This window comes from uncultured Algibacter sp. (assembly GCF_947495675.1).
GTDB lineage: Bacteria > Bacteroidota > Bacteroidia > Flavobacteriales > Flavobacteriaceae > Algibacter_B.
The window spans coordinates 1-209 of sequence record NZ_CANLZX010000121.1; the positions used below are offsets into that span (position 1 = coordinate 1).

Annotated in this window: 1 protein-coding gene; it reads right to left on the reverse strand. The window is 45.0% G+C overall.

Annotated features, from left to right (window positions below; translation table 11 throughout):
* Nucleotides 1–209: hypothetical protein (locus tag Q0842_RS16335; RefSeq protein ID WP_298500590.1), on the reverse strand; the 209-nt coding region annotated here is incomplete at both ends.

The window sequence follows — 209 nt, forward strand, 5'->3', positions numbered from 1 at the left end:
AAAGTCGCTGTTTCATAACAAGCTGTCGCTGGTTCTGCTGGTTGAGACCCTGTAACTTCCCACATACATGATGTAGTGTTAAAAGTCGCTGTTTCATAACAAGCTGTAGCTGGTTCTGCCGGTTGAGACCCTGTTACTTCCCACATACATGATGTAGTATTGAAAGTCGCTGTTTCATAACAAGCTGTCGCTGGTTCTGCTGGTTGAGA